This is a genomic window from Mycobacterium sp. 29Ha, assembly GCF_032883055.1.
Classification (GTDB): Bacteria; Actinomycetota; Actinomycetes; order Mycobacteriales; family Mycobacteriaceae; genus Mycobacterium; species Mycobacterium gallinarum.
On record NZ_JAMQTI010000030.1, the window covers coordinates 40281 to 59911 of the forward strand.

At 65.5% G+C, this 19631-nt stretch carries 18 protein-coding genes; 7 read left to right on the forward strand and 11 right to left on the reverse strand.

Going from position 1 to position 19631, the window contains the following annotated elements:
• Positions 1-22: 22 nt before the first annotated feature.
• Both M1248_RS28600 and M1248_RS28605 read right to left on the reverse strand, forming a co-directional pair.
• Entirely contained in the window at positions 23-505 is a 483-nt protein-coding gene (locus M1248_RS28600) for a hypothetical protein (protein WP_317150444.1), read from the reverse strand.
• Positions 506-519: 14 nt separating this feature from the next.
• A complete protein-coding gene (locus M1248_RS28605) occupies positions 520-1002 on the reverse strand; it encodes a hypothetical protein (RefSeq protein WP_317150445.1) in 483 nt (160 codons plus the stop codon).
• Between the two features lie 48 nt (positions 1003-1050).
• Here M1248_RS28605 and M1248_RS28610 point away from each other — a divergent pair, with 48 nt between their 5' ends.
• Positions 1051-1722 (forward strand): phosphatase PAP2 family protein, encoded by a 672-nt coding sequence (locus tag M1248_RS28610; RefSeq protein WP_317150446.1) that lies wholly within the window; start codon positions 1051-1053, stop codon positions 1720-1722.
• Here the strand turns inward: M1248_RS28610 and M1248_RS28615 are convergent.
• Complete coding sequence (locus tag M1248_RS28615) at positions 1676-3166, reverse strand: bifunctional phosphatase PAP2/diacylglycerol kinase family protein (RefSeq protein WP_317150447.1); 1491 nt, start codon at positions 3164-3166, stop codon at positions 1676-1678. The genes M1248_RS28610 and M1248_RS28615 overlap by 47 nt on opposite strands.
• A gap of 57 nt (positions 3167-3223) precedes the next feature.
• On the opposite strand from M1248_RS28615, the gene M1248_RS28620 reads away from it, so the two are divergent.
• Genes M1248_RS28620 through M1248_RS28630 form a run of 3 tightly spaced genes read left to right on the forward strand, consistent with a single transcriptional unit; the run spans position 3224 to position 5292 of the window.
• The gene (locus tag M1248_RS28620; RefSeq protein WP_317150448.1) at positions 3224-3811 is read left to right on the forward strand and encodes a helix-turn-helix domain-containing protein; all 588 of its coding nucleotides are present in this window, start codon (positions 3224-3226) and stop codon (positions 3809-3811) included.
• Entirely contained in the window at positions 3811-4638 is an 828-nt protein-coding gene (locus M1248_RS28625; RefSeq protein ID WP_317150449.1) for an SRPBCC domain-containing protein, read from the forward strand. Before M1248_RS28620 ends, M1248_RS28625 begins: the two co-directional genes overlap by 1 nt.
• Positions 4639-4647: 9 nt before the next feature.
• Complete coding sequence (locus M1248_RS28630) at positions 4648-5292, forward strand: L,D-transpeptidase (protein ID WP_317150450.1); 645 nt, start codon at positions 4648-4650, stop codon at positions 5290-5292.
• 3 nt (positions 5293-5295) lie between these two features.
• On the opposite strand, the gene M1248_RS28635 is transcribed toward M1248_RS28630, so the two are convergent.
• Positions 5296-5754 (reverse strand): nuclear transport factor 2 family protein, encoded by a 459-nt coding sequence (locus M1248_RS28635; RefSeq protein ID WP_317150451.1) that lies wholly within the window; start codon positions 5752-5754, stop codon positions 5296-5298.
• Positions 5755-5925: 171 nt separating this feature from the next.
• On the opposite strand from M1248_RS28635, the gene M1248_RS28640 reads away from it, so the two are divergent.
• Positions 5926-7668, forward strand: coding sequence for an Hsp70 family protein (locus M1248_RS28640; RefSeq protein WP_317150452.1), 1743 nt, complete (start codon positions 5926-5928; stop codon positions 7666-7668).
• Positions 7669-7671: 3 nt separating this feature from the next.
• Here M1248_RS28640 and M1248_RS28645 read toward each other — a convergent pair whose 3' ends face one another.
• The 6 genes from M1248_RS28645 to M1248_RS28670 all read right to left on the reverse strand — a co-directional run bounded on the left by M1248_RS28645 (position 7672) and on the right by M1248_RS28670 (position 15742).
• Positions 7672-8793 (reverse strand): hypothetical protein, encoded by a 1122-nt coding sequence (locus tag M1248_RS28645; protein ID WP_317150453.1) that lies wholly within the window; start codon positions 8791-8793, stop codon positions 7672-7674.
• Positions 8794-8892: 99 nt separating this feature from the next.
• Positions 8893-10866, reverse strand: coding sequence for a DUF4185 domain-containing protein (locus M1248_RS28650; RefSeq protein ID WP_317150454.1), 1974 nt, complete (start codon positions 10864-10866; stop codon positions 8893-8895).
• Between the two features lie 409 nt (positions 10867-11275).
• Positions 11276-12544: an amidohydrolase family protein gene (locus M1248_RS28655; RefSeq protein WP_317150455.1), complete on the reverse strand. Its 1269-nt coding sequence runs from the start codon at positions 12542-12544 to the stop codon at positions 11276-11278.
• Positions 12545-12578: 34 nt separating this feature from the next.
• Positions 12579-13352, reverse strand: coding sequence for a class II aldolase/adducin family protein (locus M1248_RS28660; protein ID WP_163733876.1), 774 nt, complete (start codon positions 13350-13352; stop codon positions 12579-12581).
• The gene (locus M1248_RS28665) at positions 13349-14926 is read right to left on the reverse strand and encodes a class I adenylate-forming enzyme family protein (RefSeq protein WP_317150456.1); all 1578 of its coding nucleotides are present in this window, start codon (positions 14924-14926) and stop codon (positions 13349-13351) included. Before M1248_RS28665 ends, M1248_RS28660 begins: the two co-directional genes overlap by 4 nt.
• A 30-nt stretch (positions 14927-14956) precedes the next feature.
• Positions 14957-15742 (reverse strand): FadR/GntR family transcriptional regulator, encoded by a 786-nt coding sequence (locus tag M1248_RS28670; RefSeq protein ID WP_163733882.1) that lies wholly within the window; start codon positions 15740-15742, stop codon positions 14957-14959.
• A 153-nt stretch (positions 15743-15895) separates the two neighbouring features.
• Between M1248_RS28670 and M1248_RS28675 the strand changes: the two genes are divergently transcribed.
• Positions 15896-16558: a hypothetical protein gene (locus M1248_RS28675; RefSeq protein ID WP_317150457.1), complete on the forward strand. Its 663-nt coding sequence runs from the start codon at positions 15896-15898 to the stop codon at positions 16556-16558.
• Between the two features lie 24 nt (positions 16559-16582).
• Here the strand turns inward: M1248_RS28675 and M1248_RS28680 are convergent, their stop codons facing one another.
• On the reverse strand, positions 16583-17356 hold the full coding sequence (locus tag M1248_RS28680; protein WP_317150458.1) for an SDR family NAD(P)-dependent oxidoreductase: 774 nt from the start codon (positions 17354-17356) through the stop codon (positions 16583-16585).
• 35 nt (positions 17357-17391) lie between these two features.
• Between M1248_RS28680 and M1248_RS28685 the strand changes: the two genes are divergently transcribed.
• Positions 17392-19620 carry a serine/threonine-protein kinase gene (locus M1248_RS28685; RefSeq protein WP_317150459.1) on the forward strand — a complete coding sequence of 743 codons (2229 nt, stop codon included), beginning with the start codon at positions 17392-17394 and terminating at the stop codon, positions 19618-19620.
• Positions 19621-19631: the final 11 nt, after the last annotated feature.

Genomic DNA, 19631 nt, shown 5'->3' on the forward strand with positions numbered 1-19631 from the left:
TGTGGTCCGCGGCCGCCGCTTTCTAGGGGTGGTAGGGCACTCCGACCGCGCGGAATACGTATTCGGGTGGGACGTCGAAGGCCAGCGACCGTTGAGGTAAGCGCGCCAGGACGTCGGGCGGAATGTCCGTCTTGTACTGGAGCGAGAGTTCACCTTCGCACCGCGGGTCCACCGCGGCGATGTTGACCTCGAGATGCAGACCCGCCTCGGTGAGGTCGGCGGTCACCGTGCCCGATTGTGGTGCGCTCCAAGGCTGGTCGATGGTGCGGCCCGCCAGCTTCGGCACTGTAGACAGCGTGCCGAGGACCCGCCGATTGGTGAGTACCAACGAACCGACATAGCTCGCCACATTGCCATGGGCGCGCTTGCCGGGGATCTTGCCACTGAATCTTCGGGTCACCGGGACGTACTCGGCGAAATAGATGATCCCCTCGGCCTCTACTTCGGCCCGCAGTTCAGCGGGCAGCCCGCCGATGCGCAACAGCTTGCGCAGAAACACCGCCATAAAGGCACCGTAGCTCAGCCGCGGGGGATGCCGAGCACGCTGTAGACGAACTTCGGTGGGACATCGAACGCCAGCGTCCGCGACGGGACTCGGCACAATACATCGGCGGGCAACTCAGCCTTGAAGGTCAGCGACAGAGTCCCGGAGAACTCCGGATCGACCTGAGACAGGTCCGCGACCTCCAGCACCAGGCCGGACTCCGACAGCGTGCCCATCACAGCGCCTGACTGGGGCGCGTTCCACGGCTGATCTACTGCGCGTCCGCCTTTGCCTGGAACAGCGGAGACCGTCGCGAGCACCCGCGTGTTCGTCAACGCCAGCGCCCCGCCGTATCCGCGGACCAGCCCCACCGACTTCCGACCGGGAACTTGGCCGGTGAAGCGCAGGACGACGCCGAGGTACTCGCCGACGTAGATGACACCCTCCGAGTCGACCCCGGCACGCATGTCGGCAGGCAGCTTGCCGATGCGGAAAAGTTTGCGGAAAAGTCCGGCCATGGCCAGCCACCCTAACGGCTACCCGGCAGGGCTGGTACAGCTATCTATATGACTTCCAGGACGCGTGGGCTCCTGGCGAGCGCCGTGGCCGCCATCGCGATATACGCATTGCTGTGGGTCGGCTTCGCCTCGGGGTGGCCCTGGTTGACGGCCATGGACTCCGCGGCTCTCGACCCCGCCTACCACTACGGCTCCATGCATCCGGCTTGGGTGACGGCGTGGGATGTGTTCTGTACCATGCTGGGGCCCAATGCGTTTCGGTTGGCTGGTCTTGTCGTGGTCATCGTCGCGCTGCGGCGCCGCAATTGGCGACTGGTGGGCTTCGTCATGCTCACCGTGGGGCTGTCGGGACCCATCATCGAGCTCACGAAACACCTCGCCGACCGCCCACGGCCGCCGACGGCGCTGGTCTTCGCATATTCATTGTCGTTCCCATCCGGTCACGCACTCGGCGTCATGGTCGGCGTGCTGGCGCTCTTGGCGGTCGCCTGGCCCTTCGTGCGGCCACCGCTGCGCTGGTGGCTCGTTGCATTGGGCGCCTTGATCGTCGTCACGATCGGCATCGGTCGCGTCGTACTCAACGTGCACCACCCCTCCGACATCATCGCCGGATGGGCCTTGGGCTACGCCTATTTCGCCGTCTGTCTGGCGTTACTTCCACCCTGGGTGAGCGTCACGGCAGCGGACGAAACACGGGAAGAACTCGGTATCGAACCTTGAAGCTGGCATCGGTGCATTCGGTGCTGACTTCGCCGTCATGAGCCAAAATCGTTGAACCGTCTACGGCATTGAACTCGAATTCGGGCACTCGCATCTCGTGATAGAGCGGGCTGCGCACCAATCGGCCCAGCGCCAGCGATACGAGAATGCGCAGCCTGCTGAACTTGCGACCGGTCTCGAGAATGCGGACGTCCATCAAACCGTCGTCCATCCGGGTTCGGCGCGACGGGGCGAATCCCGACGGCAGGTATGTCGAATTGCCAAGGAAGAACAGCGAAGTCTGCAACTTCTTGTTGTCGTAGCGGATTCGCACGGGCTCATCCCGCCACAGCGTGTGGAACATCGCGTAGATACCTGCGAGCGGTTTACCGATCTTGTGCTCGAGCTTTTCTCGCGTTTGGACGAACTGCGGATAGGCGCCGATGCTCGCCGTGTTGACCACCATGTGTTTCTCGTTGAGGCACACCACGTCGACGTAGGCGACGCTGCCCCGCCGGATCGCCTCGGCCGTCTTGGCCACCGTGTCGCATTCGATGTCTTTTGCGAAGTGATTGAACGTCCCGCCCGGGAAGACCGCCAGCGGTAGCCCGGACTCGATCGCGACGCCTGCGCCACACGACACCGTCCCGTCGCCGCCTCCGACGGCGAGAACCTCGGCCCGGTCGGCTGCGGCGCGCAATACGACCTCGAGGTCGTCCCCCTCGTCCAACTCGACGATCTCAGCCGCCGGCAGGGCCTCTCGCACTTCCGCCACCACACGTGCACCGGTGCCGCTGCCCGACGCGGGGTTGATAACCAGCACCACCCCCTCACCCTCCGGGCGAGCGGGCGTTTCCAGTCGGAGCGGATCCGCGGTCGGAATCTTCGTGGGCACGGTCGGCGGCACGATCCGCGCGCCGAGTACTGCGATGGCGGCACCGATGCCGAAGCCGGCGAACACGTCACCCGGATAGTGCGCGCCGGTCGCCACCCTGGACAGGCCCACCAGCCCTGCGAGTAGTGCAAGTCCGAGCCCGACCGGTGGATTCTCGAGGCCCACACCGACGGCGAACGCGGCCGCGCTCGCGGAGTGGCCCGACGGCAGCGAATTCGATGTCGGGACCCGCCTGCTCTGTCTGGCCAGCGGTACCAGCAGGCGACTGGGGCGAGGCCGCTTCCAGATCCGCTTGGCGACCTGGTTGGTCACCAGACTGGTGACACCGAGAGTCATGACGCCACGTGCCGCACCACGCCGCGAGGCTCGGTGCCGTGTCGCGGTCAGCCCGGCTGCGATGGCGAACCACAGCTTCGAGTGGTCCGCGGCGCGGGTCAGCTGCGGCATCAGCGAATCGAGCAGGGGACTGGGCGACTCGGCGATGGCTTCGAACACCTCGCGGTCCAGCGTCCCGAGGCCCTCTCCGATTTGGCGGATGCCTCGATGACGACGAATGGGGAGGAGTTCCATGCCGCTAATCTATCCACGGTATTGACAAATTATTTTGTCAAGGGCAAGGATGGCCCCGTGCTCGATGTCGAGGTGATCGCAGATCCGGCCGCGGCGGCCAGCGCGCTCGATCCGATCAAGGGTCGACTGCTGGCCGAATTGACCGAACCGGCGTCGGCGGCCACCCTCGCGTCGCGCATGGGCATGGCCCGGCAGAAGGTCAACTACCATCTGCGTGCCCTCGAAGGCCACCAGCTGGTCACCGAAGCGGGCGAACGCCAGTGGGGCGGACTCAAAGAACGTCTGCTCGTCGCGACGGCGGCGTCCTACGTGGTGTCGCCCGGCGCGCTCGGGCCGGTCGCCTCCGATCCGGGCCGCTCCGAGGACCGGCTGTCGGCGAGCTACCTGATCGCGCTGTCGGCGCGTGTCGTGCGCGAGGTCGGCGATCTCTGGCGTACGGCGCGCACCAGCAACAAGCGACTCCCGACGTTGTCGATCGACGCGGTGATCCGGTTCCGTTCTCCCGCCGACCGGGCCGCCTTCACCAAGGATCTGTCCGAAGCGGTGACGTCACTGGCCGCCCGATATCACGACGAATCAGATTCCGATGGGCGCAGCTACCGGTTGGTGGTCGCGGCCTATCCGAAGCCGAAGGAGGATGCGTAATGCCCTTGAAGAGAGACGATTCCGGACGCCGATGGGTCGAGATGGAGTTCCTTGTACCCGGTACGCCTGAACAGGTGTGGCAGGCCATCGCAACCGGACCCGGCATGAGTGCGTGGTTCACGACGACACAGATCGAGGAGCGTGTCGGCGGCGCCATCAGCTTCGATTTCGGCGACGAGAACTGTGGCGCCGACGTCTCGTCGGGCAAGGTCACCAACTGGGATCCCCCGGTGCGCTTCGAATACGAGGAATACGGATGGAATGGCGACGCCCCGCCGGTCGCGACCGAGGTGACCATCACCGCTCGGTCCGGCGACCGGTGCGTGGTTCGCATGGTGCACACCATGGTCACCGACAAGGACGACTGGGACGATGAGATCGAGAGCTTCGAAACCGGATGGCCCGGCTTCTTCGAGATCCTCAAGATCTATCTCGCGAACTTCGCTGGGGCGCAAGCGGCGACGATTCGGACGTCGGCCACCCACCACGGCGGCGAAAGGCAGGCTTGGTCGAAGATGACCACCGCGCTGAACCTCGGAGCCGCAAATGTCGGCGATCGCGTCGAAATATCCGGCGACGCACCCCGGTTGGCGGGCCGTATCGAGCGCATCCATCAGGACGGGATCTCGCGTGAGGTGATGATGCGGATCGACCAGCCGTCGCAGGGGATCGCGGTCGTCGGCGCATGCACGGTCGGGGATGAGGGCCGGGTCATGGCCAGCATCTATCTATACGGACCCGACGCCCCGGACGTGGCGGCAGCCGAACAGCCGAAATGGACAGCTTGGCTGCGTGGCCTCCTCGAAGGTGACCCCGTCAGCACCTAGCATGAGTGGGTGCGTCGGCTGCTGATACTGCTCTGCGTGGCACTGCTGCCACTCGCCGGCGCAACCAGCCACGCTCAGACCTCGCCGTGGTTCGCGCATTACGTCGGCGAAGCCACCCAGGTGATTTCCGTTGTCGGAGTGGGCGGTTCATCAGCCAAAATGGATGTCTACCAACGCACGCCGGCAGGCTGGCAGCCCGTCGCGGCCGGCATACCGGCGTTCGTCGGAAGCAGGGGTATGGCGCCCACGACTCGCGAAGGCGAGATGAAGACGCCGATGGGTTTCTTCACCCTCGACTACGCGTTCGGGACCGCGCCCAACCCCGGCGGCGGGCTGCAATACGTTCAGGTCGGCCCGAATCACTGGTGGGACGGCGATGTGAACAGCCCGACTTACAACACCATGCAGGTATGTGAGAAGTCCCAGTGCCCGTTCAGCACGGATCCCCCAACAGAGAACCTCCAGATCCCGCAGTACGTCCACGCGGTGGTGATGGGCGTCAACGACGAACGCGTCCCCGGCAACGGCAGCGCTTTCTTCCTTCACGCCAACGACGGGGGCCCTACCGCGGGTTGCATCGCGATCGACGACGCCAAACTGGTCGAAATCATGCGGTGGCTCAAGCCGGGTGCGCTGATCGCCATCTCGCAGTGACGCTCAAAGGTTGATTGCCCTACCGGCTTTCACCTTGAAGTTGAGATTCTCTGTCGACATCGACGCATCGTAGGTTCGGTCGTATCCGGTTTCGCTGATACGCCAGCCGTCGCCGGTTCGCCGGTACTTGTCGTGATAGAACCCCGCACCGATCAACATGAAGTTGAAATCCGGTGCGATCACTCGGTCCTGCAGGTACCACGTGGCCGTCGCCTGGTCGCCGTCCACGATGATCTCCGGATGGGTGACGCGGTGCTCGGTGATGATCTCCGGCCCGAGTGAGTTGCGCATGAACGTGACCAACTCGTCGCGATTGGTGAAGTGGTGCTCCTCGCCGATCGATTCGCCGTACCGGCCGACCACGTCCTCGGTGAGCGTATCGGCGAACTCGTCCCAGTGCTTGGTGTCGAGCGCGCGAAGGTACCGGTATTTGACTTGCTTGATGTCGTCGATGTCACCCATGGCCGACATTGCAGCACACCGGCTACCGCGCCGCGCCGGAAACCCCGCCAAGTGTGTTCGCCCGTTGAGCCACAGCGAACTCGGGGGAGCCAAAACCGTGTCGGTGGAACGCCGTTGGTACGGAGTGTCTAACGGATATCAGCAGGTGGGGACGCTAGGGTGTGGTCCGTTATGAGCGACCCGTTGGGGTTGTCGATCGGGACGACGAACTTGGTCGCGGTGCGCGTCGGCAATCAACCTGTCACACACCGTGCCGCGGTGACCCTCGGCGATGGCTCCGTGCTGGACGGATTCGTCGAGCGGGTCGGCGACCCGGTGCCGTTGGTCGCTCCGGACGGTTCGACGCATCGGGCCGAACAGCTGTTGGTCCAGGCGCTCGGCGACATGGTCCGCGCGACCGGCGGGCAACCGTCGTCCGACGTGGCGGTCGCCGTACCCGCGCACTGGGGGATGGCCACGCTGCGCAGTCTGCGCAACGCGTTGCGTGCCGATCCCACCCTGTCGCCGAACGGCATGCCCGCGCGGCTGGTGTCCGATGCGATCACGGCCCTGACGGCGCTGCAGACCAATCCGGGACTACCGGCTCAGGGCATCATTGCGCTGCTCGACTTCGGGGGCGGCGGAACGAGCATCACGTTGGCGGACGCCGCCGCATCATTCGAGCCAATCGACGAGACCACCAGGTACCCCGACTTCGCAGGCGACCAGATCGATCAGGCGCTGCTGAGCCACGTCGTCAACGGCATTGCGGAAAACGGCGGTATCGATCCGGCGGCCACGGCCGCGGTGGGCTCGCTGAGTCGGCTGCGGGAGGAATGCCGCAGCGCCAAGGAACGGCTGTCGACGGAGACAACGACAGAGATCGTCGCCGAACTTCCCAATTACCGGTCGACAATCAGGTTGACCCGCAACGAGTTGGAGTCGCTGATCGCAGCCCCGCTCGACAGCATGCTCGCTGAGCTGGAAAATACGTTGGAACGCAACGGCATTGGCTGGCCCAGCATCGCCGCCGCCGTCACGGTAGGCGGCGGTGCGAGCATTCCCCTGATCGCGCAACGTCTTTCGCAGCTCACAGACACCCAAGTGATCGCGACACCGCAGCCCGCTCTCGACGCGGCAGTGGGAGCTGCGCTGTTCGCGGCCTACGGCTCCGCAGCCGAGGCCCAGACCGGTATGGCGCCGGTGATCGCAGACGCACCAACGGGTTTGGCGCCCGCCGCGGCCAGCATGGACGCCCCCTCAACGGAAACCGCCAATGCGTTGGCGTGGTCGCAGGATGACGACATCGGCGACGAACCCGTCCCGTACACCGGCGAAAACCGGTACGAGAGCCCGTACGACGCGGACGCCCTCTCGATGCGCCAACCCGTGCAGTACGTGCCGTCCACCGGCCCGATCGACAAACCACGCACGTGGCAGCGGTTGCCGCAATTGGTGATCGGATTGGCGGCCGCGGTTGCGTTCATCGCCGTCGGTGGCGTGGCGATCGCGTTGACGAGCGTGACCGACAGCAGCAGCAAGACCGATCCGCCCAGCACCGCCAGCGCGCCGAAACCGACGAACGCCGAACCGCCGCCGCCGGCGACCGCCGAGCCACCGGCCAGCGTGGCGCCGCCGCCACCGGAAACCGTTACCGTCGCCCCCGAGTCTCCGCCGCCCACGCAGGAGACGGTCACGACGTACGTGACCACCACGCCACCGACGACGACAACGCCGCCCACGACCACGACGACCACCACCACAACGACAACCACGACGACAACGACAACCACCACGACCACGACGTCGCCGACGACTACGACGACCACCACCACGACACCCGCGATGACGACGACCCACATAACGGTGCCGTTCGTACCGGTGCCAATTCCAATTCAGGTGCCGAACAACCCGTTTCAGCCGCCTGCGCCGTAGGCGTCAGCGCGTCGGATACTGGTACTGCGGTTCGTGGAACCGGTTGATGATCGGAATGCGTTCGATGATCCGATCCCGCAGCCGCGGCTGCGGAGCCACGGGCGGTACGTACACCGGCGGCGGCGCATAGGTCGGAATGGGGGCCTGCGCGGGCGGGGGCACGTATGCGGGCGCGGCCGGCGGCACGAATTCCGGAGCCGGTGGCGCGGCCACCACGATGGTCTGCGCCACCACAGGGCGGGCCGCCTGTAGAGATGCGGTGAGCTTCGAGACTTTGTTCGCGGGTTGGTTGCCCGGTAGCGGCGGCACCTCGGCCGTGGGCTCGGGGTTGGCGGCGGTCGGCCGTTCGGGCGTCGACGGTGTGAGGCTCAGTCCGAGCGCGACGGACAGCGATACGACGAACGTGACGGCGGCCGCGATGAGTACCGCGGTCAAAGCGCGAACCCGCGGGGGCGCATGCGATCCGACGGTGTCCAGGCCGTTCACGGCGCGGGCCGATGCCAGCGCGGCACCTCGAGCGAGCGCGAGATCGGCCTCGGTGGCCGAGAAGACCGGTGCGTCGGTGACGTCCTCGAGAGTCGACTTGATGAGGTCGAGGTCGTCGGCCGAGCCCACCACGAAGATCGCATCGGGATGCCAGTCGTCGAGTTCGAGCATCGTCATGACCGAACTCGGCAGCTCCACCACATCGGAGCCGTCCGACGGACGGCCGAGACGGTCGACGGTCACGCCGTCGGCGTCGACGATCGCGACGACCGCCGCATCGGGTTCGACGATGCAGACAGCGACGTCGTCGTACTCGGCGATGCCTGCGATTCCGGCGGCCAGAACGTCGCCCGCCTCGAGTTCGGACACCGCGATGACGTTCTCGCGGCCCCTGGCCCGCAGCGCTTCCAACACCCCGGATGCCGCGTCTTCTGCTTCGTTGGTCCAGGTGAGGCCGATGGCGTGCATCCGATTGTCGGCCTCATCGACCAGCAGCACATCCAGTAGATCGTCCGGATCGACGGCGTCGTCCAGGTCGAACGCGCCGCGGCTGATGGTCGCGCCTTCGCCTGTCGTGCCCTCGGCGAGCACCCACCGCACGGCCGCCGAGGTCATCGATACGCCGAGCACGAGGTCCATGGCCACCCCCGATCTGGGCCCTCGATCTAGCTTGAATTCGATCTCGAGGGTACCGCTGCGAGGAAAGTGCGGTGGTCGGACCGCCCAGGATCGACCGGATCAGACCTGGATCTTCGTCAAGTCCGTCCGCATCAACCTCACCTGGTAGTCGTTGTATGTCGACAGGTTCCAGTAGAGGTAGTGCCGCTCTGACTCAGGCAGGTTCGCGGTGCCCGACCACGGGTGGATGTACGGCGCGTAGAGGCTGGGGACTTTCTGCGCCGTCACCAGAACCGTCGGCGCGGACCACGTCCCTTGCGGCGAGTTCGCAGTACGCATCACCATGTTGTTGTTTGAATCGCCGTAGAGCATCACGTACTTCTTCAGGTACGGGTTGTATTGCACCGACATCTCGCTTGCGCTGGGGTACGTCGTCTGCTTGAAGAACCCGAAGAAACTGGTGGTCGTTCCGGGAAGGACCGGCTTGGCAGCCGCCGGCTTGTTGGCGACCCACGTCTGACCATCCCAGTACTGGTACTTGGTCGTATCGGCGATCTGGGTCTGCTGAACGCGCGACAGGTAGACCGTGCCGCCCCGTCCGGACGGAGTGCCGTACGCGTAGACCCAACCCTGCTGTGCCTCCGGCGAGTCCGCGGGCGGTTTGACGAACGCCATCTGCTGGAAATTCTCGTTGCCGGCGACGTAGGGGACGGTGGCCCGGAACCAGGACGCCGTGCGAATGCTCGTCGGTGCGATTCGCCACGTTTGTCCGTTGTCGTCGGAGTAGGCGATCCCCGAGTAGTTCGTCGTCCATCGGCCCGGGGTGTCCCACGACCTGACGGACATGAAGCTCATGTATTGCCGCGCGCCGTAGGTGTTGTCGTACGGGACCGACACCCCTGCGGTCGGGATGATCGTCACCTCGGGCCCGACGGCATACGGGGGATGGACAGGCTGGCCGGGGCTGGGCAAGATCGGGTCGGACCAGTTCGGCTTCTCCATCGGGGAGCCGCTGAAGATGTCGTACGGCGTGCCGTTGGGCACGTACAACCCGTTGTTCAGCACGTCGTCGGCGCTGCGGAACAGCGTGTTGAACCGCCACACGCCGGTGCGGACCGGGCTGGCACTGCTGAAGGTGTCACCGAACGCGATCAGAACCTGATGCTCGTCGACTGCGGTCAACGGATTGTCCTTGATTCCGTTGTCCCACATGATGCCGAGGTCGGTGCCGCCGATGCCGAAACGGGAGATGGTGTTGTTCAGGTTGCCCGCGCCGGAGACGAACTCGATGAAATGCGTGTTGGTGCTCACGGCTACCGGTGTCCGCGTGGTCCCGGGGTAGGTCGGCGCCACGGCGGCCGTGGACATCTCCGGAGCCGTCAGCGCGGCGACGGGCGACGTGCCAACGGTCTTGGTCTGGGCCGTGACCGGCTCGGTGAACTCGCGACGCGATCCCAGAGCGAGCAGCGCCATCGCGAACGGAGACCACACCGGCGCGCTGGGCGCACCGGAGGCCAAGGCCCCGATTCCGAGGCTGGACAACAGGTTGAGCACCACGCGTTGCAGTAGCGGCTGCTCGAACGTCGCGGTGACCGGCGGCGCCATCGTGACAGCGGCGAGATTCTCCGTGGACTCGGCGTTCAGGGTGAACGAGGTGAACACGGTGTTCTCTTCAACGGTGCTTCGTTCGACCGCGCCTTCGACGGTGTTCGATTCCCCGATGTTCGAAGCGGTCGTGTCCATGACGTTGAGCGTGCGGGACGTGAGGTTCTCCGTCGTCACCGCCGCGGTCTCGTTGAAGAACGCCTGCTGCTCTGCCGCGGAGCGGTTGCCGCCCGTGACGGTCCGCTCGTTGTTCGTCGTCGGCGGCGCGGCTTCGGGTCCGGAGACGGTCGGGGGATTCTCGTCGAGCCCGGTGTCGTCGAGCCCGGAGTCGTCGAGCCCGGAGTCGTCGAGTTCGGTTTTGTCGACTTCGGTGTCGTCTAGCTCGGTGTCGTCTAGCTCGGTGTCGTCGAATTCGGTGTTTTCGGCATTGGTAGCAATGCCGTTGACCGACGTGGCCGGCGATGTTCCCAGCGATGCTCCCGGCGTCACTCCTGGGGACGGTGCACCCGGTGTGGTCGAATCAAGCGACGGCGAATTCGGCGAGGTCCCCGTTGAACCGGAATTCACGCTCGTGGACGTCGATGACTCCGATGTCGACGAACCCGACTCGTCGTCGGCCCACGCCACCCCATGCCCCGTCGCGACGGCCGCTCCGACCCCCAGAGCTATAGCCAATCCGCCGACACGACCAACGTATGCAGATGCACCCAATTTCTCTTCCCCTGATTGATGCATCCCGACCCGGGAGAAGAATGTCACACCTGTCCCACTAATTGACGCGAATTCACCTAATTTGCGTTGCTGGGTTCTGGACGGTCCGCAAAATCCTCGGATATCCAGCATGCACCCGCGATTGCCGTCGGGCGATGGCGTTGCCGGATATTTGCGTTCGCAAGTTTCAGAATGCGTTGGGATCGTTTTGAACGGCTACGGGAACCGGATGCTGATAGAGCCGGGCCGCGTTTTCCCACGTCACTTTCCTGATGATCGCGTCGGGTAAACCGCTGATCTGTTCGTGAATCGTCTGTTGGGTGTGCGGCCACGTGGAGTCGCAGTGCGGGTAATCCGCTTCGAGCAGGATGTTGTCCTCGCCGATCCGCTCGTACTGGACGAACGACGACTGATCCTCGACGGCGCAGAACCAGAAGTTGCGCTTGAAGACCTCCGCGGGCGTCAGTGTCTCGCCGAGCGCCTTCCACGTCCCGTACATCTCGTGGTAGCTCAGCATGTGGTCGAGCCGGTCGAGCAGGCCCGCCACCCATCCGATGCCGCCTTCGGAGAGGCAGATCTTCAGATCGGGGTACCGAGTGCACACGCCGGAGTACAGCCAGTCGACCGCCGCCGAGATCGCGTAGGCGAAGAACAACACGCCCTGCACATCGGGCGGTGCGTCGGCGGTGGTCGACGGAGACGTCCCCGACGACCCGATGTGCAGGTTCACCACCGTCCCGGTATCTGCGCACGCCGCCATCAGCGGCTCCCAGTAACCCGAGTGGATCGTCGGGAGTCCGAGCATCGCCGGGTTCTCGCTGAACGACACCGCGTGATAGCCGCGCTCGGCATTCTCGTAGATCATCTTCGCGCCGACCTCGGGATCGAGTAGCCACGGCAACTGACACGGGATGATCCGTTCGGGATAGGCGCCCGCCCATGCCTCGATGTGCCAGTCGTTCCACGCCCGCACCGACGCCATCGCGAGGTCGCGGTCATCGGTGACCTGCTGGAGTCGCTGACCCGCGAAACCGGGCAGGAACGACGGAAAATTCAAGGATGCGTACACGCCGTTGAGATCCATGTCTTTGACGCGAGCATGGATATCCCATGCGCCGCGGCGCATTTCGTCGAACCGGGCGGGCTCGAACCCGTATTCGGACACCGGCCGCCCGACCACCGCGTTGAAGCCCACGTTCGGCAGTGAGTTGCCGTCGTACATCCAGGTCTGACCGCCGTCGTCGGTGTCGACGACCCGTGGGGCGCGGTCGGCGAACTTGCGCGGCACCCGGCCCTCGAACGTGTCGGGCGGTTCGACGATGTGGTCGTCGACGGAGATCACGGTGTAACGGCGTTCTGCCCGTTCGGGTTCGGGCAGAAACGTGACGGTGCGGTCGGCGCCCGTCTTGGCCGTGGTGAAGTTGAGATTGGCCGCCATGTCGTCGATGGAAGTCATGGGCGATCCTCGATTCGTGTCATCGGTTGGGCTGTCAGTTCAGAACGTCGGGGTCGGCCTTGATCGTCATCCGGGCGGCGCCCGCCCAGTAGACGTCGGCGGCGCGTTCGATCAGTGACTGCTGCATGCCGACCATGTCGCCGCGGCTCATCTGCGACGGTGTCCGCCCGGTGACCATCACGTCGTAGGCCAGCCGGCAGACCCGTTCGATGGACACGGCGCGATAGACCGCCTCGGCCAGGTTGCGTCCGGCGGCGATGACGCCGTGGTTGGCGAGCAGTATGAGGTTGGCCGAGCCGATCTGCTGTGCTAGTTCCCTTGCGCGCCAGGGGGCGTCGATCTCACCGTCGTATTTCTCGACGAGGTACATGTCGTCGAGGAACAGTGCCCCGGTCTGATGTACGAGCTCGGGCAGGATCCCCAGTGCCGCGATAAGACTGACGTAGTACGGATGGTTGTGGATTATCACGCGGGCGTCGGGCCGGATGCGGTGCAGTTCGGTGTGCAGGTGGATGGCGGGTGTGACATCCCAGCGGCCGCGCACGACGTGAGCGTCCTCATCGACCACGCATATGTCGGACGCGGTCAACTCCTGCCACCACAGTCCCCAGGGGTTGACGTACATGTCGTGTTGGCCGTCGGGTTGCCAGGTGATGTGCCCGGCCATGTTCTCGGCGAATCCGATGTCGGCCAGGTGCCGGAACGCGACGGCCATCAGCTGTTCGTCGGTGAGGTCGCTGCCGATGGGTGGTGTTATCGACGGCGACCAAACGTCGAGGCCACCGCGGCGAATTTCCTCTGTGGTCATGATCCCTCCCGGATCCGTTCGCGAAGTTGACCTTTGGCGACCTTTCCCCCGGACGATCTGGGCAACTCGTCGAGTATCTCGAGCCGCTCCGGAAACAGTTCCTTCGAAACACCTTGCGCTAGAAGATGTTCGACCAGGGTAGGCAGATCCAGTACGGCCTCTTGCTTGAGCTCGACATACACGCAGACGCGTTCGCCGAAGACCGGGTCGGGCATTGCGACCGCCGCGGCGACGGCGACGGCGGGATGAGTCGCCACGGCCTCCTCGACCTGGACAGCACTGATGTTCTTCCCGCCGCGCAGGATGAAGTCCGATGTTCTGCCGGTGAGGGTGAGGTAGCCGTCGGCGTCGAGTTCGCAGATGTCGCCCATCCGCATCCAGCCGTCCTTGGTGAACAGCTGATCGTGGTCGCTGCCGCCGAGATAGCCGAGCGACAGCGCAGGCCCTCGGCATACCGGTTGTCCGCGACCGGTTTCGGTGACGTCGCGATCGCCGTCGAACAACCGAACCTGCATCTCCGGCACGATGCGGCCAGCGGTACGCAGCCGGCGATCCAACGAATCCGCAAGGGTGGTAGCGCTCAACATGCCGGTCTCGTTGGACCCGTAGAACTGCAGGATCGTCACTCCGGTCAGCTCCTCGAAGCGTGCCGCCTGGGTGTACGGCAGCGGCTCGCCGCCGGTGAAGACGACGCGCAGACTGCTCAGGTCGTGGTCCCGCGAGGCCGGATCTGCGAGGAGCATCGCCAGTTGCGTACTGACACAACACAACACTGTGGCGCGGTGCCGTTCGATCGCCGCGCACGTCGCGCCGGGATCGAACCGTTCGATGCGGACCGTGGTCGCGCCCAAGTGGATGGGTGTGGTGTGCGAGGTCCAGATCCCGAAGCCGTATGGCGTGGGGATGATCGGCAGGAAGACATCGTCCGCGGTGAGCGCGCCGTTGGCGACCGCCTTGAGATGGAAGTAATGCCAACGGTTCTGGGTGTGCACGACACACTTGGGCATACCCGTGGTGCCCGATGTGGAGTTGATCAGAAAGACGTCGTCCGCCCCGGCCTGCGGCAGCACCGACTGCGGACAATGCCGAGTGTCGATCGTGAGTTCGGAGCCGAGCGCCACGACGCGCATCGACGAACCAGCGGCCTCGACGGCTAGACCGTGCCGTTCAGCGTCGGCGATCAGCACGGTGGGTTGCGTGACGTGAAGAATGTGCTCGGCCTCGCGCACACCGACGCGGGAGCCGAGACCGACGACCGCGGCGCCGCACCGCTCGATGGCCACCAGCGCGACGTGGATCGCGGCGGTGTCCTTGTGCCACAGGCCGACAAAGTCTCCCGGCGCGACACCGAGGCCGCGCAACCCGTGGGCGAGGTTGGTGGCGGCGTTGTCGAACTCCTTCCAGCTGAACTGAGGGCCCGCAGAATCGAGGGTGAAGTCGATGTAGGCGGGCTTATGCGGTGCGGAGGCGGCGTTGCGGCGCACGCAGTCGGACAGCGTGACGTCCGTCCACCAGCCCGCGGCCCGGTACTGCGCCGCCTCGGCCCTGGTCACCGTGGCCCCGTCGACGCTCATCACCAAATCATATGAAAATAGGACCGGCGGTCAACGGTCGGTTTCCGGAGGGGTGGTCGCCCAGCCGCGCAGCATCGAGGGGTCGACGACCCCCGACGAGCCCGGGTAGTGCTGGGCGTCGAGGAGATGCGCCGCGGCGAGGTCATAGGCGCGACGGGCGTCGCCGGCCTCGATCGCGTCGATCACCTGCCGGTGGTCCTCCAGCACGGCCAGTCGCTCGTCGATCGGCACGATGCTGCCGTCCGCCACCCGGCTCGACCAGCTCGTCTCGTGCGCCGACCACAGCATTTCCAGCGCCCCGGCCAGGATGATCATGGTCTGGTTGCCGCACAGCGCGACGAGGGACTCGTGGAACCGCCGGCTCGCCGATGTCACGAGCCGCAGGTCCTCCACGGCCTCGACTGCTTCGGCGTGCACCCGTCGCAGCTGTGGGACCACGGTGGTGCCGCGGTCGGCGCGCTGGGCGCACAGCCCCGCGCACGCCGGCTCGACCTGAAGGAGGGCGTTACCGACGTCGGACAGGCCCACCTCCTGGGATCCGAGCACCAGGCCGACGGTGTATGCGACATTGGCGGCGTTGGGTCGCCGCACGACGGATCCGCCGAGCTTGCCGCGGCGCACGCGCAGCAGCCCTTCGGCCTCGAGAATGCGCATCGCCTCGCGCAGCGACGGCTTGCTCACCGGGAACTGCAGGAGCAGCTCATCCTCCTTGGGCAGGATGCTGCCGTCGGCCAGCTCACCGCGCAGAATGCGGCGCCGGAGCTCGTCGGCCACCTGTTCGGCGAGACGGCGAAACTGAATGGTCGGCTCTGCCACGAATCGATTCTCCACGCATCAAACGCCGAACCGGCCCTCGGACGCCGATAACGGAGAGATAACAAAATTATCTCAGGCCGGTGACCAGCGAAAACATCGTTGCAGGTCGGACCCTTGCTGTGTTATGACCGAATTGCGGTTATGGTGCTCTGCGTGGGGCGGCACTCATTAGCCAAAAAGCGACGTAGGTCGCCTGTTGTCCTGGCATCTGTACTCGGCCCCGCCGCCGTGCTCTTCGCGGTCGGCGCCGACATGCAACCCAGCAAGGATGTAGCCAAGAGCGCTCCCGTCGAAGAGGTCGCTCCCTGGAACGTCGAGATCGTGGCCGCCGCCCCGATGAATCCGTTCCCGACGCCAATCGTCGGCCAGGTCAGCTTGAGCTCCGCTCCCGACACCGTCATCGCGGCCTCGCGATACCGCACCGTCGACCGCACGCTGCCCGTCGGACTCGCTCCCGAGCGCGGCCTTCAGGTGAAGACGATCCTGGCGTCACGCGCGATCACCGCGGCCTTCCCCGAGATCCAAAGCATCGGCGGGGTGCGCCCCGATGCACTGAGATGGCATCCGAACGGTCTCGCCCTCGACGTGATGATCCCCAACGCCGGCACAGCGGAGGGCATCGCGCTCGGCAATGAGATCGTCGACTACGTGCTGCGCAACGCGTCGAGGTTCGGCATGCAGGACGCCATCTGGCGCGGGTCCTACTACACCCCCAACGGTGCGCAACGAGGCGGCGGCTACGGCCACTACGACCATGTTCACATCACCACCACCGGTGGTGGCTATCCCACCGGCGACGAGAACTATTACCGCTGAGCCGGATTGACTGAGCCCGTCTAGCTAGGGTCGGAACGTCACTCCGCCGTCGACACTGATCGTCTGAGCGGTGATGAAGCTGCCGTCGTCGGAGAGCAGCAGCGCGCCTAGAGCGGCGACGTCGTCCGGATTGCCGAAGCGCGACTTGATCATCTGACGGGCCCGCGTCTGCTCCACGACGCCTTCCGGCATCCACTGTTCGTCGAACTTGTAGTGCCAGATCAGGCCTGGCGCAATGGCATTGGCACGAATCCCCTTCGGACCGTACTTGCGGGCGATGTGACGCATCAGCGCAAGCTCGGCCGCCTTGCTCATCGCGTAGGAAACCCGGCTGCCCCCACCGTTGTAGGCCTCGATCGACGCGGTGAAAACTATCGACCCGCCGCCGCACTCGATCATCGGAGGGATCGCGTGCTTGGCGCAGATCACGAAACCCCTTGTGTTGACCCGCATCACCTCGTCGAAGGCTTCGAGCGGCAAATCGACGACGCCGCCGGGCAGGTAGGCGTCGGCCGCGTTGGTGAAGTTGACGTGGATGCCGTCGAGGCGTCCGAACGTGTCCACCGCCAGCTTGATGATGGCGATGACCGACTCCTCATCGGCCCCATCGAGCGGGACGGCGCGCACCCGGTCCGGGTCGAGATCGGTGACGGCACGCGACACCGTATCCGGATCCAGATCGCCGATGACGAGGCGCGCGCCCTCGTCGGCGTACCGACGCGCCAAACCATCTCCGATACCGCCCAGTCCGGCGACGATGACGACCTTGTTCTCCAACAGTCCCGACACGACTGACATATTGCCCGAGCGTTCCTCCGTTGCAGATGTGGCCAATGCTTTCCGCCCTTAAGGTGGCCGTTGCGGCTTATCGTTTCAGCAAACTGCTATCGCGGGAGGTCGATTTGGAGGGCACGCCGTTCGGACGCTACACGTTGGTCGAGCTACTCGGCCGAGGCGGCATGGGTGACGTCTGGCGCGCCTACGACACGATGACTGACCGCGTGGTCGCGGTGAAGGTCCTGCCCGCGCATCTGGCCAGCGATCAGACGTTCCAGGAACGGTTTCGTCGGGAGGCTCGGGCAGCGGCGGGGCTCAACAATCCTCACGTGGTGCCCATCCACGACTTCGGTGAGATCGACGGACGCCTGTTCGTGGACATGCGGCTCATCGAGGGTGAGGATCTCGGGACGCTACTCGCGACCGGTCCGCTGGCGCCGCAGCGTGCCATCAGAATCGTCGAGCAGATCGCGCTCGCACTCTTCGCCGCACACCGAATCGGGTTGGTGCACCGCGACGTCAAACCGTCGAACATCCTCGTCACCGAGGACGACTTCGCCTACCTGATCGACTTCGGCATCGCGCGGGCGGAAGGCGAAGCGGGGCTCACCGACACCAACGCCGCGGTGGGCACCTGGGCCTACATGGCGCCCGAGCGTTTCTCGACCGGTTCGGCTGACGCGCGCGCCGATGTCTACGCGCTGACCTGCGTGCTCTACGAAGCATTGACCGGCCAATCTCCTTTTCCGGGAAAGACTCTCGAGCAGATCGCGACCGCGCACATGCTGCAACCACCACCGAAGCCCTCGGCGGTGCTACCGCAGATACCTCCCGCGATGGACCGGGTCATCAACACCGGCATGGCCAAGGAACCCGAACAGCGGTACGCCTCGACCAAGGATCTGGCGACCGCCGCCCGCGCCGCCATCGGCGGGGAACAGGATCACACGGTCGCCGCGCACCAAGACCGCACGATGGCGGCCGCGCCTGTGCCGCCAACGCAGCAGATCAACCCACCCGCGGCGACGGTGGCCGCCAGGCCGGCAGAACCTACCGAGCGTCTGCATCAACCGCCTCCGGAGACATTCGCCGCCGCGACGCAGTACCGCACGCCGATGCCGTCTGCGTCCACCCCGCCGGGGCCGGCCGATCCGCCGTCGGGACGGCGCAGAAACATCCTGCTGGCTTCGGCCGCCGCACTCCTCGTCGTGATCGTGGCCGTCGTCGCGGTGATCATGTTCACCGGCGGCTCCGACTCGCCGTCGAGTAACACGGCGTCGTCGCCATCGTCACCGTCGGGGCCGTCACCGTCTTCGGGACAGCCGTCCGAACCGCCATCTGCGCCAGGCGGTGCGATGTTCAGCGGTACTCAGCCATGGACCCTCGACGTGTCTGGCGCACCAAAATCCGAACGCAGTGACGCGATCATCGGTGCGTTGACCGCAACGGGTGGTTGGGGCACTGAGAACAGGCTGCAGATCGACTTCTCGAACGCGGTCCTGTTCGCCGACGGCAGCACGCCCCGCATGCAGGTGGTCGGCACCGAGGACTACTGCTTCGGCGGGCCGGCCTGCGACGCGGTGCCCGCCGAGATGCCTGTCCCGGAGAACGCCAACATCGGCGGATCCTCGGATCTGCAGTGCGACGACTCCGGAAACACCGAGGGTCAGGGTGACTGCCAGCTGCTGGTCGTCGACTGGGAGGGTCAGAAGCTGTACGAGACTTACCAGTCGACGAAGGACGGAGACGCGCTCAAGGCCCGCGGCTTCTTCATCTGGGACCTGAACAAGGAGTACCCGGAGAATCTGCGCGGCGACCAGTGCACAAGCGCGGATGCGGGCGGCTTCCCGATCGCCGCCATGACACCCACCGCCGACCAAGTCGCTTCGGGCTCAATCGATCACGCGATCCGGTTCATCTTGCCCAACGACCGGATCAGAGCAGGCGTCTACGTGCATCCGGCGAGCCACGCCGGTGGCCCCGAAAGCACAGACCCAAACGCACCACCCTTTGGTGTGAGGTTGCGACTGAAGGCCGACTTCGACGAGACGGGTTACACCGATCCGCAGAAGGTGGTGATCAAGGCTCTGAAGACGCACGGGATGCTGCTGGCCGACGGCGGCGAGGTGCCCCTCACATTCTCTGACGACAGAACCAGCACCGCCAAGTGGGCGGACTTGGGCATCGCCTCGGATACGTTCAGCGCCATCACACCCGAGGCGTTCGAGGTCGTCGAACTCGGACCGGATGTCCCCTTGACCTACGACTGCGTGCGCAACCCCTAGCATGGCGCGGC